At 71.3% G+C, this 17,615-nt stretch carries 17 protein-coding genes; 11 read left to right on the forward strand and 6 right to left on the reverse strand.

Annotated features, from left to right (window positions below; translation table 11 throughout):
- Window positions 1–29: 29 nt before the first annotated feature.
- Both EQG70_RS15605 and EQG70_RS15610 read right to left on the reverse strand, forming a co-directional pair.
- Window positions 30–1,061 (reverse strand): NAD-dependent epimerase/dehydratase family protein, encoded by a 1,032-nt coding sequence (locus EQG70_RS15605; RefSeq protein ID WP_109268301.1) that lies wholly within the window; start codon window positions 1,059–1,061, stop codon window positions 30–32.
- A gap of 27 nt (window positions 1,062–1,088) precedes the next feature.
- A complete protein-coding gene (locus tag EQG70_RS15610; RefSeq protein ID WP_017834783.1) occupies window positions 1,089–1,352 on the reverse strand; it encodes a DUF3072 domain-containing protein in 264 nt (87 codons plus the stop codon).
- 170 nt (window positions 1,353–1,522) lie between these two features.
- Here EQG70_RS15610 and EQG70_RS15615 point away from each other — a divergent pair, with 170 nt between their 5' ends.
- Together EQG70_RS15615 and EQG70_RS15620 are read left to right on the forward strand one after the other, a co-directional pair.
- Entirely contained in the window at window positions 1,523–2,059 is a 537-nt protein-coding gene (locus tag EQG70_RS15615) for a hypothetical protein (protein WP_035923297.1), read from the forward strand.
- A 4-nt stretch (window positions 2,060–2,063) separates the two neighbouring features.
- Window positions 2,064–2,903 (forward strand): RibD family protein, encoded by an 840-nt coding sequence (locus EQG70_RS15620; RefSeq protein ID WP_109268302.1) that lies wholly within the window; start codon window positions 2,064–2,066, stop codon window positions 2,901–2,903.
- Between the two features lie 29 nt (window positions 2,904–2,932).
- On the opposite strand, the gene bcp is transcribed toward EQG70_RS15620, so the two are convergent.
- From bcp to EQG70_RS15635, 3 genes are all read right to left on the reverse strand, one after another.
- Window positions 2,933–3,400: a thioredoxin-dependent thiol peroxidase gene (gene bcp / locus EQG70_RS15625; protein WP_109268303.1), complete on the reverse strand. Its 468-nt coding sequence runs from the start codon at window positions 3,398–3,400 to the stop codon at window positions 2,933–2,935.
- Window positions 3,401–3,472: 72 nt separating this feature from the next.
- Window positions 3,473–3,658 (reverse strand): hypothetical protein, encoded by a 186-nt coding sequence (locus tag EQG70_RS15630; protein WP_095651226.1) that lies wholly within the window; start codon window positions 3,656–3,658, stop codon window positions 3,473–3,475.
- Window positions 3,659–3,807: 149 nt separating this feature from the next.
- Complete coding sequence (locus EQG70_RS15635; protein WP_043739609.1) at window positions 3,808–4,590, reverse strand: SDR family oxidoreductase; 783 nt, start codon at window positions 4,588–4,590, stop codon at window positions 3,808–3,810.
- A 202-nt stretch (window positions 4,591–4,792) separates the two neighbouring features.
- Between EQG70_RS15635 and uraD the strand changes: the two genes are divergently transcribed.
- The 5 genes from uraD to aceE all read left to right on the forward strand — a co-directional run bounded on the left by uraD (window position 4,793) and on the right by aceE (window position 11,254).
- Window positions 4,793–5,290, forward strand: coding sequence for a 2-oxo-4-hydroxy-4-carboxy-5-ureidoimidazoline decarboxylase (uraD, locus tag EQG70_RS15640; protein ID WP_017834777.1), 498 nt, complete (start codon window positions 4,793–4,795; stop codon window positions 5,288–5,290).
- Entirely contained in the window at window positions 5,287–5,613 is a 327-nt protein-coding gene (gene uraH, locus EQG70_RS15645; RefSeq protein WP_017834776.1) for a hydroxyisourate hydrolase, read from the forward strand. Before uraD ends, uraH begins: the two co-directional genes overlap by 4 nt.
- A gap of 73 nt (window positions 5,614–5,686) precedes the next feature.
- Complete coding sequence (gene pucL / locus EQG70_RS15650; RefSeq protein ID WP_017834775.1) at window positions 5,687–6,598, forward strand: factor-independent urate hydroxylase; 912 nt, start codon at window positions 5,687–5,689, stop codon at window positions 6,596–6,598.
- A gap of 235 nt (window positions 6,599–6,833) precedes the next feature.
- A complete protein-coding gene (locus EQG70_RS15660; RefSeq protein ID WP_109243096.1) occupies window positions 6,834–8,393 on the forward strand; it encodes a nucleobase:cation symporter-2 family protein in 1,560 nt (519 codons plus the stop codon).
- 140 nt (window positions 8,394–8,533) lie between these two features.
- Entirely contained in the window at window positions 8,534–11,254 is a 2,721-nt protein-coding gene (aceE, locus tag EQG70_RS15665; RefSeq protein ID WP_109268304.1) for a pyruvate dehydrogenase (acetyl-transferring), homodimeric type, read from the forward strand.
- Window positions 11,255–11,328: 74 nt separating this feature from the next.
- Here aceE and EQG70_RS15670 read toward each other — a convergent pair whose 3' ends face one another.
- The gene (locus EQG70_RS15670; RefSeq protein ID WP_109268305.1) at window positions 11,329–12,102 is read right to left on the reverse strand and encodes an IclR family transcriptional regulator; all 774 of its coding nucleotides are present in this window, start codon (window positions 12,100–12,102) and stop codon (window positions 11,329–11,331) included.
- A gap of 183 nt (window positions 12,103–12,285) precedes the next feature.
- Here EQG70_RS15670 and EQG70_RS15675 point away from each other — a divergent pair, with 183 nt between their 5' ends.
- The 4 genes from EQG70_RS15675 (at window position 12,286) to EQG70_RS15690 (ending at window position 17,582) form a co-directional block, all read left to right on the forward strand.
- On the forward strand, window positions 12,286–13,701 hold the full coding sequence (locus EQG70_RS15675; protein WP_109268306.1) for an NAD-dependent malic enzyme: 1,416 nt from the start codon (window positions 12,286–12,288) through the stop codon (window positions 13,699–13,701).
- A gap of 91 nt (window positions 13,702–13,792) precedes the next feature.
- On the forward strand, window positions 13,793–15,421 hold the full coding sequence (aceB, locus tag EQG70_RS15680; protein ID WP_017834771.1) for a malate synthase A: 1,629 nt from the start codon (window positions 13,793–13,795) through the stop codon (window positions 15,419–15,421).
- A complete protein-coding gene (locus EQG70_RS15685) occupies window positions 15,418–16,764 on the forward strand; it encodes a DUF6986 family protein (protein ID WP_109268307.1) in 1,347 nt (448 codons plus the stop codon). The genes aceB and EQG70_RS15685 overlap by 4 nt, the downstream gene beginning before the upstream one ends.
- A complete protein-coding gene (locus EQG70_RS15690) occupies window positions 16,761–17,582 on the forward strand; it encodes a bifunctional allantoicase/(S)-ureidoglycine aminohydrolase (RefSeq protein WP_017834769.1) in 822 nt (273 codons plus the stop codon). Before EQG70_RS15685 ends, EQG70_RS15690 begins: the two co-directional genes overlap by 4 nt.
- Window positions 17,583–17,615 lie beyond the last annotated feature (33 nt).

A 17,615-nucleotide genomic window follows, 5' to 3' on the forward strand; every position in this document is an offset into this window, starting at 1 on the left:
CGACGCCTCCAGCGGGAAGGACCGGCCGGCTAGACCAGCGGCGACTTGGGCCGGTGCTCCTTGTTGCCCAGGCCCTCCCGGCCGTCCAGGTGGTCGACGAGCTCCCGCAGCGCCTCGAGCGAGCTCACGCTCTCCGACCAGCCGGTGACCTCGCGGATCCGCGTGGTGTCCATGATCGGCACGGCGCCGGCCAGGTCGATCCATCCGGGGTCGGTGGGCTGCAGCCGCAGCCGGTAGGTGATCGCCACGAGCGCGCGCACCAGGGCCGGCGGCACGGGCAGCACGCGCCGGGCGCCGAGCACCTTCGCCACGCCGTCGGCGCCGAGCACCGGCTCGGCGGCGACGTTGAACGCCCCGCCGGCCCGGTGCTGGACGACCCGCCAGAACGCGTCCGCGACGTCGTCGGTGTGCAGCGTCTGGAAGCGGAACTTCTCGGGGAACGGCAGCACGGGCAGGCGCAGCCGGGCGATGAGCTTCCTGGGCACGAGGGCGCCGAAGAAGTAGTCCCCGATCTCGGGGGCGGCGTCCGCCTGGAACAGGAAGCCGGGCCGCAGCCGGGTCACCACGATCCCGGGGTGGGCCTCCTCGAACCGGTTGAGCAGCGCCTCCGTCTCGGCCTTCTGCACGTTGTAGTGCGAGGTCTCGACCCCGCCGACCGGCCAGGACTCGTCCACGGCCCGGTCCTTGGGGCCGGGGCTGTAGGCGCCGAGCGAGGAGGGGTAGACGATCTGGGGCACGCCGGCGAGCACCACGGCGTCGAGCACGTGGACGAGGCCGTCCACGTTCGTCTCGTGCATCAGCGCGAAGTCCCGGTTCGGGCGGATGAGCCACACGAGGTGGATCACGGCGTCCGCGCCGGCCATGATCTCCGCCAGCGCCGCGGTGGACTCCTTCGCGGCGACGTCGACGGTGTGCCACTCCACGCCGTCGTAGGGCTCCCCGCCCCGCTCGGGCCCCTCGCGGGAGACCCCGACGATGCGGGTGACCTCCGGCGCGGCGTGCAGCCGGCGGAGCACCGCGGTGCCCACGTTGCCCGTGGCTCCCAGGACGACGATCTTCACGGTGCTCCCCCTCCGCCGGTGCAGGACCTACTGGTCCTGCACCCTGCCGCTCTCGCCCTGCAGGCGGTCGATGTGCTTGGACGCCTCGGCCTTGGTGAGGTCCGCCGGCAGCTCCTCGCCGGCCTCGCGGGCCAGGGTGTCGAGGTAGCTGCGCTGCGCGCTGGTCATCGGCTCCTCGCCGGTGGCCCACTCGTCCGGGTCGCGGTCGAGCCCGCTGCCCGGCTCGGGGCTGGAGGCGCCGATGGTCTGCTGCTCGTCGGGGTCCGGGGATCCGCTCGCGTTCTCAGTCATGCGCCCCATGATAGTCACATCCCTTATGGTTTCCGCCCGGCCCGGCGGCCCCGCACCCCGTCCTGCCGCACCCCTCCTGCCGCGAGGGGGACGGAGTCAGTAGGCTGGTGGCCCCGGGGAGATCCGTGCTGGGCCCCGGCGACGCCCTTCCCACGAGCGAGGAGTAGCAGATGAGCGAGCAGCCGCCCACCGGCCCGAACGGCGCCGCGGGCGCCGGAGTCCGGTCCGACAAGCTCGAGGCCTACATGCTCGGGCACTACATGGGGGCCCTCTCCGGGGTGCGGCTCTTCGACGAGGCGGCCACCACGTGGGCCGGCACCCCCTACGAGGGCCGGTTCGCGGCGTTCGTCGACGAGATCAAGGACGACATCGGCCGCCTCGAGGCGATGATCGACCGTCTGGGCTCCGGCCGGCGCACGGTGGCCAAGGGGCTGGGAACCGTCACCGGCATTGCCTCCCGGCTCAATCCGCTGAGCCGGATCCGGGAGCGGACCGGCATCGCCGCCCACGGTGAGCTCGAGATGCTGCAGTCCCTGGTGGTCGCCAAGCGCAGCATGTGGGTCACGCTCCTGGAGCTCGCCCCCGCCGAGCCGCGCCTCGACACCGAGGAGCTGAGGACCCTCGAGGCCGGGGCCGCCGACCAGTACGACCGCCTGCGGGCCATCGCCGCGGAGACGGCACGGGACCGGTTCCTCGCCCGGGACTGACCCCGTGACCGAAGCCGTGACCGACAGCTCCGCGCCCCGCGGCACCGGGGCCGCCCCACCGCCCGCGGACGACGACGCCTCCGGCCCGGCCGCCCCGGACGCCTCCCCCGCCGCCGCCTGGGAGGCGCTGCTCGCCGGCCGGACCGGCCCCGTGCCGCCGCCGGGGGCGGAGCTCGTCGAACGCTACGGACCGCTCGTGGCGCACCGGGGCCCCCTCGTCCTCGCCCAGCTGGGACAGAGCCTGGACGGGTTCATCGCCTCGCGCACCGGGCACGCCGAGTTCGTGACCGGCCCGGAGGACCGGGAGCACCTGCACCGGTTGCGCGCACTCGTGGAGGCCGTGGTCGTGGGCGTCGGCACCGTGGTCGCCGACGACTGCCGGCTGACCGTCCGCGCCGTGCCCGGCCCCCATCCCACCCGGGTGGTCCTGGACCCCTCGGCGCGCGCCCCGCTGACCTCGGCCGTGCTCACGGACGGAGCCGCGCCCACGCTGTGGGTCGTGGGCGAGGACGCGGACGTGCCCGCGGCGCCGGCGCCGCACGTCGCGGTGCTGCGGGTGCCCGTGGGCGAGCACGGGCTGGCACCCCGGGCCGTGCTCGAGGCGCTGGCCCGGCGGGGCCTGCGGCGGGTGCTCGTGGAGGGCGGCGGGCGCACCGTCTCGGGGTTCCTCGCGGCCGGGACGCTGCACCGTCTCTACCTCACCACCGCGCCCATGCTCATCGGGGACGGGGTGCCGGGCATCCGGTTCCCCGGCGCGGACCACCTCTCCGGGGCGCTGCGCGCCCCGGTGCGCCGCTTCGTGCTCGGCGACGACCTCTGCACCGAGCTGACCTTCCGGGCCTGAGCCCATCCGGGTCCGACGACCGGTGCGGCTCAGGCGCCCAGCCGCTCCCGCAGGCTCTTGACGTGGCCCTCGGCCTGGACGTTGTACTCCGCGGAGCTCACGGTGCCGTCCTGCTCGATGATGAAGGTCGAGCGGAGCGGGCCGGTCCGGGTCTCCCCGTTGACCGTCTTCTCCCCCCAGGCACCCCATGCCCGGGCGGCCTGACCGTCGGGGTCGGAGAGCAGCCGGTAGGGAAGGTGGTACTCCTCGGCGAATCGGGACAGGGTCTCGGGGTCGTCCCCGGAGACCCCGAGCACGGTGTAGCCCAGGTGCTGGAGCGAGGCGAGGCTGTCCCGGAAGTCGCACGCCTCGGAGGTGCAGCCGGGGGTGAAGGCCTTGGGATAGAAGTAGACGATCACCTTGTGGTCGCGCAGCTCGGAGAGCCGGACCTGCTGTCCTTCGTGGTCGGTCAGTGCGAGGTCGGGGGCCTGCCGGCCGGTCCGGATCTGCTGGGTCATGGGTTCTCCTCGAGGGGTGGATCGGTGGAGCGAGCCGGCGCGCTGGTCTGCACCGGCTCCTGGAGGACGTGGTTACGGGAGGCGTCGAGCGGCCGCGCGGCCCACCATCGCGCCCACGCAGGCCGAGGACACCGCGAGCGCCCACAGCGGTGCGGTCCGCCGGTGCCGGTGCAGCGGGCGGCTGAGGTCCGGGTCGCAGTCGATGGCGGTGTAGTCGAAGAAGATCGCGGGTGCGGGCGACGGCGCGGTGTGGTTCACGGGTTCCTCCAGGATTCGTACTATGGAATTAAGTTTCCACAATATGAAATTAGTACCTCCTGGGGCGCTCGTCAAGAGGGGTCGCGAGAACGGGTGCCCCCGGAGACAGTGTCGCGGAGGTCCCCGGCGCGGAGTGCGGCACCGATCCGTCAGCCGCGGCCGGCGAACGGCATCCCCGAGGCGGTCAGCACGAGCGAGTTCACCGTGGCGGAGGCGGGCAGCTCGGCCATCATCAGCACCGCCCGCCCCACCTCCTCGACGGGGAAGCTCGGTTCCGGTCGCAGCGTGCCGTCGGCCTGCAGGGCGCCGCCGTCCGTGCCCAGGCCCGCCAGCAGCTCCGTGGCCGCGTTGCCGATGTCGATCTGCCCGCAGGTGATGCCGTAGGGGCGCCCGTCCAGGTCCAGGGACCGGGTGAGGCCGGTGACGGCGTGCTTGCTCGCGGTGTAGGCCGCGGACAGGGGCCGGGGCGCGTGCGCGGAGATCGAGCCGTTGTTGATGATCCGCCCACCCCGGGGCTGCTGCCGCTTCATGATCCGGACGGCCTGTGCCGAGCACAGGAACGTGCCGGTGAGGTTGACCTCCAGGGTGCGCTGCCACTCCGCGGGATCGATCTCGTCCGCCCCGCCGCGGGGCCCGAACGTGCCCGCGTTGTTGAACAGGACGTCGATCCGCCCGGTCAGCTCCTCGATCTCCCGGAAGGCCGAGGCCACGCTCTCGGCGTCGGCCACATCCACCGGGACGATCCGGGCGCCCGGCGCCCCGGCGGCGGTCTCCACCAGGGCGGCACGCCGCCGGCCGGCCAGCACCACCACCCACCCGGCCGCCAGGAAGGCGCGCGCCACCGCGCGGCCGATCCCCGAACCGGCTCCCGTCACCACGAGCACCTTGTCCTCCGCACCCGGACCGCCGTGCCGATCCCCTGCTCCATCCATGACGTTCCTTCCGCACTCCCTCGGCATGGCCGCAATCCTCCTGCCCCGCGGTGAAACCGAAGTTTCACTCCCGGCATCTCTCTGCAAAAAATCAGTAACACAAGGATGCGACCATTGACTTCCAGCTTGTGAGCCAGTTCACTATACGTAGTGAAAGTTTTCTTCCACATTACGGAATACAGAGAGGTGACAGGCACACTCCATGAAGCTCACCGCGTTCAACTCCCTCAACAGGACCCAGGCGGCCGAGGTCGTCCGTCCGGCGCTCGACATCCCGCGCTGGGTGGAGGCCGTGGTCGACGCCCGGCCCTACGCCCACCATGATGCCCTGCTCAGCACGGCCCGGACGGCCGCGAAACCGTTCGGCGCCGAGGAGATCGAGAGAGCCCTGTCCCACCACCCTCGCATCGGCGAACGGGCCGAGGGCGACCACGCGGAGGCCGGGCTGTCGCGAGCGGAGCAGTCCGCGGTCGACCCCACGGACACCGACGTCCAGCAGCGCCTGCGCGAGGGCAACCTCGCCTACGAGGAGCGGTTCGGCCAGGTGTTCCTCATCCGCGCCGCCGGGCGCACACCCGAGGAGATCCTCGACCAGCTCTCCACCCGCATGGACAACGACCCCGGGACGGAGCAGGCCGTGGTCGCCGACCAGCTGCGCCAGATCGCCCTCCTCCGACTCGAAGGACTCGTCACCCCATGAGCTACGTCACCGCCCACGTCCTCGACTCCGTCACCGGCACCCCCGCCCAGGGGATCGCCGTGGCCCTCGAGGCCGCCGACGGCACCTCCATCGCGACCGCCGAGACCAACGCCGACGGACGCGTGCCCGAACTGGGCCCAGAGACCCTGGAATCCGGCGACTACCGGATCACCTTCGCCACGGGACAGTACTTCGCCGGCCGGAACCAGCCGACGTTCTACCCGTTCGTGACGGTGAACTTCACGGTGCAGGCCGAGGAGAGGCACTACCACGTGCCGCTCCTGCTGAGCCCGTTCGCCTTTTCCACCTACCGGGGCAGTTGACCCAGGAGTCGACGGGTCAGCCCGTCTTCGACCGCCCCGATCAGCAGAAACCTCGAGTGCAAGGAGAAACGTCATGACCGACGTCATCACCGAGAAGACCACGGACACCGTCGTCCTGGGCAAGAACCAGTACGGCAAGGCCGAGAACCACGTGGTGCGCATCAACCGCGACACCGACCGCCACGAGATCCGCGACCTCGTGGTCACCTCGCAGCTGCGCGGCGACCTGGAGGAGGTGCACACCCTCGGCGACAACGCCCACTGCGTGCCCACGGACACGCAGAAGCAGACCGTGTTCGCCTTCGCCCAGCAGTACGGGATCGAGTCCCCCGAGCAGTTCCTGCTCAAGCTCGCCGACCACTTCACCGGCGAGTTCGAGTGGATCACCGGTGGTCGCTGGGCGGCCCAGGAGTACGCGTGGAACCGCATCAACGACCACGACCACTGCTTCGTGCAGCACAAGGACGAGGTGCGCACCGCGGTGGTCGTCGCCGACGGCGAGGAGCGCACGGTGATCTCCGGGTTCAAGGACCTCACGGTCCTGAAGTCCACGCAGTCCGGCTTCACGGGCTACCCGAAGGACAAGTACACGGTCCTGCCCGAGACCGAGGACCGGATCATGTCCACGGACGTGGCCACCCGGTGGCGCTACAACACCACCGACGTGGACTACGACGCCGTCTACGAGAACGTCAAGAAGATCATCCTGACCAAGTTCACCGACCACTACTCCAAGGCCCTGCAGGAGACCCTCTACCTGATGGGCAAGGCTGTCATCGAGGCCCACCCGGAGATCGACGAGATCAAGTTCTCGTGCCCGAACAAGCACCACTTCGTGTACGACCTCGGCTTCTGCGGCCTCGAGAACGACAAGGAGACCCACTGGGCGGCCGACCGCCCCTACGGACTCATCGAGGCCACGATCCAGCGCAAGGGGGCCGCGGAGAACGAGTCCGCCTGGATGGGCATCGCCGGCTTCTGCTGAGCACCGCACTCCCCGGTGCCGCCCACGGCGGCACCGGCCGGGGTCCGTCGTCGTCCGTGCGCGACGACGGCGGGCCCCGCACCCTCCTGCGGGCGGCGCCCACGCTGCCGGCTCGCCCGGCGCCCCGCGGCGCCCACCGCGCATCGCGCACCTCTCCACCTCCTCGCTCCGCCCCGGTCCCGCTCCGACGCCGGCACCGGGTCTCTCCCGTCACCAGGATCCTTAGGAGAACACCATGGCCAGGTCACGCACCGCCGAGCCGCCCACCACCACCCGCGCCCGCCCCGAGGACGAGTACCTCGGCGCGGGCGCCAGCCTCGGCTACGGGCTGCAGCACGTGCTCACCATGTACGGCGGCATCATCGCGCCGCCGCTCATCATCGGCGGGGTCGCCGGCATGACCCCGCAGGAGCAGGGTCTGCTCATCGCGGCCTCGCTGTTCGTGGGCGGGCTCGCCACGGTCCTGCAGTCCTGGGGCTTCAAGTTCTTCGGCTCGCAGCTGCCGCTCGTGCAGGGCACCTCCTTCGCCGGCGTGGCCACCATGACCGCGATCGTCCAGAGCGGCGGCGGCATCCAGGCCGTCTTCGGCGCCGTCATCGTCGCCTCGGTCGTCGGCTTCCTCATCACCCCGTTCTTCGTGAGCATCATCCGCTTCTTCCCGCCGGTCGTCACCGGCGTGGTGATCACATCCATCGGCCTCACGCTGTTCCCGGTGGCGGCCCGCTGGGCCATGGGCGGCAACGCGCAGTCCCCCGAGTACGGCTCGGTCGGCAACATCGCCCTGGCCGGCCTGACCCTGCTGATCATCATGCTGCTCTCCAAGCTCGGCAGCGCCGCCATCTCCCGGCTCTCCATCCTCATCGGCCTGGTGCTCGGCACGGCCGCGGCCGCGGCGCTGGGCATGGCGGACTTCAGCCAGGTGCTCAGCGGCGACATCTTCGCCGTCCCGCAGCCACTGGCCTTCGGTCCCCCCGTGTTCGAGGTGGCGGCCATCCTCTCCATGTTCATCGTCATCCTCGTGACCCTCACCGAGACCACCGCCGACATCATCGCGGTCGGCGAGATCGTCGACACGAAGGTCGACAAGAAGCGCATCGCCGACGGCCTGCGCGCGGACATGGCCTCCTCCGCCCTGGCCCCCCTCTTCAACGGCTTCACCCAGAGCGCCTTCGCCCAGAACGTGGGGCTCGTGGCCATCACCGGCGTCAAGAGCCGCTTCGTGGTCACGGCCGGCGGCCTCATCCTCGTGACCCTCGGCCTGCTGCCCGTGCTCGGGCGGGTCGTCGCGGCGGTCCCGCCGCCCGTGCTGGGCGGGGCCGGCATCGTGCTCTTCGGCAGCGTGGCCGCCTCCGGCATCCGCACCCTGGCGAAGGTGGACTTCGGCAACGGCGCCAACCTGATCATCGTGGCCACCTCCCTCGGGTTCGGCATGCTGCCCATCGCCGTGCCCGAGATCTACGCGAACTTCCCGGCCTGGTTCGAGACGATCTTCCACTCCGGCATCAGCTCGGCGGCCGTGATGGCGATCCTGCTCAACATCCTGTTCAACGAGTTCCGCGCCGGCAACCCACCGCGGGGCACCGGCTCCGTCTTCGCCAACGCCCCGGTGCGCGCGGTGCGCTACGAGAGCATCGAGCACCTGCAGGGCCACCTCCAGGAGGGCGACACGGTCAGGAACGGCAAGCTCGTGGACTGCGACGGCAACGAGGTGCCCGTCATCACCGCCGCCGGCGAGATCATCGACACCAGGGTCTGCAAGCCCCAGGACGGCTCCGGCGGCTCGTCCGCACACTGACCCGCCGACGAACCTCCACCGGTCTTCTGCGGCGCCGGGGATCCCGGCGCCGCAGGAGGCCGGTCGGACGCGCCTCTCCTCCACCCCTGGCTTTCTCCACCCATGACCCCTGAGAAAGAGTTGACGTGACCCCTGAGCACATGGTTGAACACCGCAACCGGCCGACCCCCGAGGCCCCGGACAGCACATCGGCCGCAGCCGCGCAGTGGCTGGGTTCCTTCGAGGACCTCGTCGAGAAGCAGGTGCGGGAGCGGACGCAGTACCTCCTGCAGTCATCGGCACCACGACCCGGGTCCGCTGGCCCGGCCGCGCCGACGGTCACCACGGACTACGTGAACACGATCCCCGTGGACCAGGAGCCGGAGTTCCCCGGCGACGAGGAGATCGAGCGCACCTACCGCCGCTGGCTGCGCTGGAACGCCGCCGTGATGGTGCACCGGGCCCAGCGCCCCGAGATCGGCGTGGGCGGGCACATCTCCACCTACGCCGGCGCGGCCACCCTCTACGAGGTCGGCTTCAACCACTTCTTCCGCGGCCCCGACCATCCCGGCGGCGGGGACCAGGTCTTCTTCCAGGGCCACGCCTCCCCGGGCATGTACGCCCGGGCGTTCCTGGAGGGGCGGCTCACCGAGGAGCAGCTGGACGGGTTCCGGCAGGAGAAGTCCAAGGGCAGCAACGGCATCCCGTCCTATCCGCACCCCCGGTCCATGCCGGACTTCTGGCAGTTCCCGACCGTGTCCATGGGCATCGGCCCGATGAACGCGATCTACCAGGCGCAGTTCAACCGCTACCTGCACCACCGCGGGATCAAGGACACCTCCGACCAGCAGGTCTGGGCGTTCCTCGGCGACGGCGAGATGGACGAGCCGGAGTCGCGCGGGCTCCTCCAGCTGGCCGCCAACGAGAAGCTGGACAACCTCAACTTCGTGATCAACTGCAACCTGCAGCGCCTGGACGGGCCGGTGCGCGGCAACGGCAAGATCGTCCAGGAGCTCGAGGCCTTCTTCCGCGGCGCCGGCTGGAACGTGGTCAAGGTGCTGTGGGGACGGGAGTGGGACCCCCTGCTGGCGGCCGACACGGACGGCGAGCTGGTCCGGGTCATGAACGAGACCCTCGACGGGGACTACCAGACCTTCAAGGCGGAGTCCGGCGGGTTCGTCCGCGACCACTTCTTCGGCCGGTCCACCACCACCAAGGAGCTCGTCGCGGACATGACCGACGACGAGATCTGGGCCCTCAAGCGCGGCGGCCACGACTACCGCAAGGTCTACGCCGCCTACCGGGCGGCCGCCGAGTTCCGGGGCAAGCCCACGGTGGTGCTCGCGATGACGGTGAAGGGCTACGGCCTGGGCGCCTCCTTCGAGGCGCGCAACGCGACCCACCAGATGAAGAAGCTGACCCTGGAGGACCTCAAGGCCTTCCGCGACCACCTGCGCATCCCGATCACCGACGAGCAGATCGACGACGACCTCTACGGCGCCCCGTACTACCACCCCGGTCCCGACGCCCCGGAGATCCGGTACCTTCTCGAGCGGCGCATGGAGCTGGGCGGAGGCCTGCCCGTGCGCCGGGCCCAGCACGCCCCCGTGGTGCTGCCCGGCGACGACGCCTACCGGTCCGGCAAGAAGGGATCGGGCAAGCAGATGGCGGCCACCACCATGGCCTTCGTGCGCGTCCTGCGGGATCTCATGCGGAGCAAGGACTTCGGCCACCGGATCGTGCCCATCGTCCCCGACGAGGCCCGCACCTTCGGCATGGACTCGTTCTTCCCCACGGCGAAGATCTACAACCCCAACGGGCAGAACTACCTCTCCGTGGACCGCGAGCTGATGCTCGCCTACAAGGAGTCCCCACAGGGCGTCCTGCTCCACCCGGGGATCAACGAGGCCGGCGCCGTCGCGGCCTTCACCGCCGCCGGCACCTCCTACGCCACCCACGCCGAGCCCATGGTGCCGTTCTACATCTTCTACTCGATGTTCGGCTTCCAGCGCACCGGCGACTCCTTCTGGGCCGCCGCCGACCAGATGACCCGCGGGTTCATCATCGGGGCCACCGCCGGGCGCACCACGCTCACCGGCGAGGGCCTCCAGCACGCCGACGGCCACTCCCCCGTGCTCGCCGGCACGAACCCGGCCGTGCGCAGCTACGACCCGGCCTACGGCTACGAGATCGCCCACATCGTCCGGCACGGCCTCGAGCAGATGTACGGCCCGGACTCGGCGGACCCGAACGTCATGTACTACCTGACGGTCTACAACGAGCCCTACCAGCAGCCGGCCGAGCCGGAGGACGTCGACGTCGAGGGCATCGTGCGCGGCATCCACCGGGTCGCCGGCTCCGCGCACCCCGGCCCGAAGGTGCAGCTGCTCGGCTCGGGCGTGTCGGTGCCGTGGGCCCTGCAGGCCCAGCAGGTGCTGGCCGAGGAGTGGGGGGTCTCCGCCGACGTGTGGTCGGTGACCTCCTGGAACGAGCTGCGCCGCGACGGCCTGGCCGCCGAGCAGGAGGCGTTCCGCAACCCGGCAGCACCGCGCCGGGTGCCCTTCGTGACCCAGCAGCTCGCAGGGGCGGAAGGGCCCGTCATCGCCTCCACGGACTTCGTCTCGGAGCTGCCGGACCGGATCCGGCAGTACCTGCCGAACGACTTCGCCACCCTGGGTGCCGACGACTTCGGCTTCTCGGACACCCGCGCCGCGGCTCGGCGCTGGTTCGGGATCGACGTGCACTCCATCGTGGTGCGGGCGCTGCAGATGCTTGCCGACCGCGGGGAGGTGGACGCCGGGGCCCCGGCCCGGGCGTTCGAGCGCTACCGCCTGGACGACGTCACCGCCGGCACCACCGGCAACGCGGGCGGCGACGCCTGATCCCGCACCCGCCTCCGACAGCGAAGCCCGCCGGCCCCTCGGGGGCCGGCGGGCGTCGTCGTCGCGCCCGGGAGTCAGGCCGTGACGGGCATCAGCTCGGCGGCGATCGCCTCGGCCGCTCGGCGCAGCACGGGCACGGCCCGGCGGCCGAACTCCTCGTCCACCCGGGACACCGGTCCGGAGACGGAGATCGCCGTGGGGGTCGGCGCCCCGGGCACGGCCATCGCGTAGCAGCGCACGCCGAGCTCGGTCTCCTCGTCGTCGATCGCGTAACCGCGCTCCCGGATCCGGTCGAGGTCCGCGAAGAGCTCCTCGAGGGTCCCGATGCTCTTGGGCGTGGGCGTGGCCATGCCCGCCGCGCCCACGATGGCACGGACCCGTTCGTCCGGCAGGGTGGCGAGCATGGCCTTGCCCACACCGGTGTCGTGGGTGTCGGCCCGGCGGCCCACCTCCGTGAACATGCGCATGGACCGGTTGGACTGGGCCTGGGCGATGTAGACGACCTCCTGGCCGTCGAGCACGGCCATGTTCGCCGACTCGCCGAGCTCGGCCACCAGCTCGTCCAGACGCGAACGGGCCGCCGAACCGAACTGCCGCCCGGCGGCCTCCCCCAGCAGGATCAGCCGCGGCCCCAGCGCGTAGTTGCGGTTGGGGAGCTGACGGACGTAGCCGGAGGGCACCAGCGTGCGCAGCAGCCGGTGGATGGTGGGCAGCGGAAGCTTCACGGCGGCGGAGAGCTCGCTGAGCGACATCTCCCCACCGGCCGCGGTGATCACCTCGAGGAGCTCGAAAACGCGTTCCACCGATTGCACCCCGCCCGAACCGGCTCGTGTGGTCGTCGTGGTCATGGCCATCTCCCGTCGGTACAGCCCGGCCGCCTCGTGCGCCGGGCGAGATCTCGGCGGCCGGATCCGTGACAGGTGTCACGAAAGATCCTTGCCAACCTCGGCTGGCTCCCATAATATCCATAATACGAAAGTTTCATTCCACGATGCGACTGAAATGGTCGCACCACAGCCCTTGGAGGAACCATGGCCACGCCCAGTCCCGGATACTCGATGATCCTGCGTGTGGAGGCCCCGGCAGGCCTCACCGTCACCAGCGAGCTCGCCGCCGCCGCCGCTCGGGCCGGCGCGGCCGTGACCGCCCTCGACATCGTGGAGTCCCACGCAGACCACGTCGTCGTCGACGTCAGCTGCAACGTCTCCGACGCCTCCCACCGCGACGAGGTGCGCGACTCCCTCGAGGCGCTCGACGGCGTCCAGGTGCGCAAGATCAGCGACCGCACGTTCCTGATCCACCTCGGCGGCAAGATCGAGGTCACCCCCCGTGTCTCGCTGCGCAACCGTGACGACCTCTCCCGCGCCTACACCCCCGGCGTGGCCCGGGTCTGCATGGCCATCCACGACAACCCCGAGGACGCCCGGCGGCTGACGATCAAGCGCAACACGGTGGCCGTGGTCACCGACGGCACCGCGGTGCTCGGCCTGGGCGACATCGGCCCCGCCGCCGCCCTGCCGGTCATGGAGGGCAAGGCCGCCCTGTTCAAGGCGTTCGCCGGCGTGGACGCGTGGCCGGTCTGCCTCGACACGACGGACACCGACGAGATCGTGCGCATCGTCAAGGCCATGGCACCCGTCTACGGCGGGATCAACCTCGAGGACATCGCGGCCCCGCGCTGCTTCGAGATCGAGGCCCGGCTCCGCGAGGAGCTCGACATCCCGGTCTTCCACGACGACCAGCACGGCACCGCGATCGTGGCCCTGGCCGCGCTGTTCAACGCCCTGCGTGTGGTGGACAAGCAGATCGGCGACATCAAGGTCGTGGTCTCCGGGGTGGGCGCCGCAGGGCACGCCATCATCCAGCTCCTCAAGGCCCAGGGAGTGCAGGACATCATCGCCTGCTCCCGCAAGGGCGCGATCCACCGCGGGGAGAGCTACGACGACCCGCACCGGCAGTGGATCGCCGAGAACACCAACGAGACCGGGTTCTCCGGCTCGCTCAAGGAGGCCGTGGTGGGCAGCGACGTCTTCATCGGCGTCTCCGCCCCCGACCTGCTCGACGGGGCCGACGTGGCCGCCATGAACGACCGCGCGATCGTCTTCGCCATGGCCAACCCCGACCCCGAGATCGATCCCGGCGTCGCCGCGGAGCACGCCGCGGTGGTCGCGACCGGCCGCTCGGACTTCCCGAACCAGATCAACAACGTCCTGGCCTTCCCGGGCCTGTTCCGCGGCCTGCTCGACGCCGGGGCATCCGACATCACCACCGACATGCTGGTCGCCGGCGCGCAGGCCATCGCCGACTGCGTGGCCGAGGACGAGCTCAACGCGAGCTACATCGTCCCCAGTGTCTTCGACCAGCACGTGGCACCGGCCGTGGCCGAGGCCGTGCAGCAGGCGGCCCAGCAGGACACCCGTCAGCTCGCACCGGTGGCCGCCCGCTAGCAGCGCGGCACCGAGTCCGCACCACCGGGCGTCGCCGCCCGGCACCACGGGCGGCGACGCCCACCGAACCCAGCACCGAACGGAGACCACCATGGCCATCGAGTTCACCACCCCCGCCGGCCTGGACCGCGCGAGCGAGATCCTCACCGCCGAGGCCCTCTCCTTCGTGGAGGCCCTGCACCACCACTTCGCCGACCGCCGCGCCGAGCTGCTCGGCGCCCGGGAGCAGAACCGCCGCCGGGCCGCCGAGACCGGCACCCTGGACTTCCTCCCGGAGACCCGGGAGATCCGTGAGGGGGACTGGACGGTCGCCCCGGCGCCGCCGGCCCTGCAGGACCGCCGGGTCGAGATGACCGGGCCCGCCTCGCCGGCCAAGATGGCGATCAACGCGCTGAACTCCGGGGCCAAGGTGTGGCTCGCCGATCTCGAGGACGCCTCGAGCCCCACCTGGCACAACCAGGTGGACGGCGTCCTCAACCTGCGCGACGCCGCCCGGGGCACCCTGAGCTTCACGTCCCCGGAGGGCAAGCAGTACGCCCTGCGCCAGGACGCCCCGCTCGCCGTGGTCGTCACCCGGCCCCGCGGCTGGCACCTGCCGGAGCACAACGTCACGGTGGACGGGCAGCCGGCCTCCGGCGCGCTCGTGGACTTCGGCCTGCACTTCTTCCACACCGCGAAGCTCCTGCTGGCCAACGGGCACGGACCGTACTACTACCTGCCGAAGCTGGAGTCCCACCTCGAGGCCCGGCTGTGGAACGACGTGTTCACGTTCGCCGAGGAGCACCTGGGCATCGAGCACGGCACCGTCCGGGCGACCGTGCTCATCGAGACGATCCCCGCGGCGTTCCAGATGGACGAGATCCTCTGGGAGCTGCGCGAGCACGCCTCGGGGCTCAACGCGGGACGCTGGGACTACCTGTTCAGCATCATCAAGTACTTCCGGGACGCCGGCGAGAAGTTCGTCCTGGCGGACCGCTCCACCATCACCATGACGGCCCCGCTGATGCGGGCCTACACCGAGCTGCTCGTGCGGACCTGTCACCGCCGCGGGGCCTTCGCGATGGGCGGCATGGCCGCGGTCATCCCCAACCGCCGGGACCAGGAGGCCACCGAGGCCGCGTTCGCCAAGGTGCGCGCGGACAAGACCCGCGAGGCCGACGACGGCTTCGACGGCTCCTGGGTGGCCCACCCGGACCTGGTGCCCACCTGCCGCGAGGTCTTCGACGGGGTCCTCGGCGAGAGGCCCAACCAGGTGGACCGGCTGCGCGAGGACGTGCGGGTGAGCGCCGAGCAGCTGCTCGACGTCGCCAGCGCCGGGCGGGTGAGCACCCAGAAGGAGCTCGCGGCCAACCTCTACGTGGCGATCCGCTACACCGCCGTGTGGCTCTCCGGCAACGGGGCCGTGGCCATCCACAACCTCATGGAGGACGCCGCGACCGCCGAGATCTCCCGCTCGCAGATCTGGCAGCAGATCCGCAACGGCGTGGTCTACGAGGACACCGGGAACACCGCGACCCGCGAGCTCGTGGCCGAGGAGCTCCAGCGGCAGAAGGAGGTCCTGCGCGAGGAGGTCGACCCGCAGTCCTACGAGGCGCACTTCGAGCCGGCGGCCGCCCTGATCGCCGATCTGGTGCTGGGCGAGGACTACGTCGACTTCCTCACCCTGCCCGCCTACGAGCTGCTCGAGCAGTCCGACCGCGACCGGGTGGCCACGAAGTGAGCGCCGGCGACCTGGACACCGGGACGCTGGGCACGGCCTTCCGGCAGCGCGCTGCGGAGCGGCTGGCCGGCACCGACGCGCTGCTCCAGCGGTCCTACCCGGGAGACCCGGGTACACGCCAGCCCGTGCACACCGTCTACCTCCCCGCCGACAGCTTCACCCCGGAGACCGCCCGGCAGTGGGGAGAGCGCGCCGCCCAGTCCGTGGCCGGGCTCGGTGCGGCCTCCCTCGCGGAGGAGGTGGCCCCCGAGGGTGCCGACCCTGGTCTGGTCGACCGGGTGGCGCGAGCGGTCGAGCACAAGCTCGCCACCGAGCCCATCGAGGACGTCCGTCTGGACTTCGAGGACGGTTTCGGCGACCGCGGGGACCAGGAGGAGGACGAGTGGGCCGTGCGCGCGGCGCGCACCGTGGCCCTGGCCGTCCGGGAGGGCACCGCGCCGCCGTACATCGGGATCCGCTTCAAGTGCTTCGAGGCCGCCACCCGGGACCGCGGCCTGCGCACGCTCGACCTGTTCGTCACCACCCTGGTGCGCGAGGGCGGGCTGCGGGAGGCCGGGCACAGCGAGGACGGCCTCCCCCGCGGCCTCGTCCTCACCCTGCCCAAGGTGAGCACCACGGAGCAGGTCGACGTCATGGTCGAGGCCTGCGAACAGCTCGAGGCGGGCCTCGGACTGCCGGCCGGGCGGCTGCGGTTCGAGGTGCAGATGGAGACGGCCCCGATGATCCTGGGGACCGACGGCACCTGCCCCATCCCGGTGATGCTCCACCGGACGGACGGACGGGTCGAGGCCCTGCACTACGGGACCTACGACTATTCCGACTCCCTGCAGATCGCCGCCCAGTACCAGTCCATGGAGCACCCGGCCGCCGACCACGCCAAGGCCGTCATGCAGGTCGCCGTGGCCGGCACCGGGGTGCGGCTGTCCGACGGCTCCACGAACATCCTGCCCACCGGGAGCGACCGGCAGAAGCTGGCCGCCTGGCGGCTGCACGCCCGTCTGGTGCGCCGCTCCCTGGAGCGGGGCTACTACCAGGGATGGGACCTGCACGCGCACCAGCTGCCCACCCGCTACCTGGCCACGTACTTCTTCTACCGCGAGGGCTTCCCCGCGGCGGCGCTGCGGCTGAAGAACTACGTGCACGGCATCGAGTCGGAGATCATGGACGAACCGGCCACCGCCCGCGCCCTGGCCCGCTTCGTCCACCGCGGCGTGCTGTGCGGCGCGATCTCCGGGGAGGAGCTCGAGGAGAGCGCCGGCATCGGCGAGCACGAGCTCTTCTCCCTGGCCCACCCCAAGGCGGCGGCACCGGCCGCATCGACCACCGGAGGCGACTTGAGATGACCGAGACCACCTACCACGCGCCGCACGGCGGCCACCCCGACCAGACCCAGCTGCTCACGGACCGGGCGATGTTCACGGAGGCCTACGCGGTGATCCCGCGCGGGACCATGCGGGACATCGTGACCAGCCGGCTCCCGTTCTGGGAGGACACCCGGGTCTGGGTGCTCGCCCGGCCCCTGTCCGGCTTCGCGGAGACCTTCTCGCAGTACATCGTGGAGGTCGGCCCCGGCGGCGGCAGCGACCGGCCCGAGACGGAGGCCGGCGTGGAGGGCGTGCTCTTCCTCATGGAGGGGGCGCTCGTCCTGACCGTCGACGGGGAGGAGCACGAGCTCGTCCCCGGCGGCTACGCCTTCCTCCCGCCGGAGTGCGAGTGGACCGTGCGCAACCGCGGCGGCGAGCCCGCCCGCCTGCACTGGATCCGCAAGGCCTACGAGTACGTGCAGGGCATCGAGGTGCCGGAGCCGTTCGTCACCAACGAGCAGGAGGTCGAGCCCACGGCCATGCCGGGGACCGACGGCAAGTGGGCGACCACGCGCTTCGTGGACCCGGACGACGTCCGGTACGACATGCACGTGACGATCGTGACCTTCGAGCCGGGGGCGGTGATCCCCTTCGCCGAGACCCACGTCATGGAGCACGGGCTCTACGTCCTCGAGGGCAAGGCCGTCTACCGGCTCAACCAGGACTGGGTCGAGGTCGAGGCCGGCGACTTCATGTGGCTGCGGGCGTTCTGCCCCCAGGCCTGCTACGCGGGCGGCCCCGGCCGGTTCCGGTACCTCCTCTACAAGGACGTCAACCGGCAGATGAAGCTGCGCTGACCGGACGGCGATCCCGTCCCCACCGACCGGACC

Origin of the sequence: Kocuria rosea, from assembly GCF_006094695.1 — a bacterium.
GTDB classification, from domain to species: domain Bacteria; phylum Actinomycetota; class Actinomycetes; order Actinomycetales; family Micrococcaceae; genus Kocuria; species Kocuria rosea.